Source organism: Paenibacillus sp. 01T424, assembly GCF_056398745.1.
Window position 1 is genome coordinate 1 of sequence record NZ_JBFTPZ010000129.1, and the last position, 421, is coordinate 421.

Annotated in this window: 1 protein-coding gene; it reads left to right on the plus strand. The window is 37.3% G+C overall.

Features of this window, described 5'->3' with window-relative positions; translation table 11 throughout:
* Positions 1 to 421 (plus strand): M16 family metallopeptidase (locus AC1DPK_RS34325; RefSeq protein WP_477513035.1); only part of this gene is annotated, 421 nt, incomplete at both ends.

Here is a 421-nt window from a genome sequence, read left to right on the forward strand (position 1 = left end):
GTAGAAAAAGAGCGTTTCTCGGAAATCGTTCTGCGGCTTTTCCATACCGAGCTGGAATCTGTTTATGAAGAATTTAACCGCGCACAAGATAATGATTCGCGATTGGTGAATTATGAATTGATGGATGCGCTTTTCCCGACTCATCCAAACGGGCAGCAAACAACTTTGGGAAATCCGGAACATCTGAAAAATCCTTCTATGAAGGCGATTCATAAATATTTTGATGAATACTATGTTCCCAATAATTATGCAGTCGTTCTGGTTGGAGATTTAGATTTTGAAGAAACAATTGTTCTGGTTGATGAATATTTCGGTAAAATTCCTTACAAAGAATTGCCGAAGAAAGATTTAATTATAGAAAAACCACAGACTGAAATTGTTGAAAGAACGGTGAAAAGTCCTACAACACCGAGAATTCAGT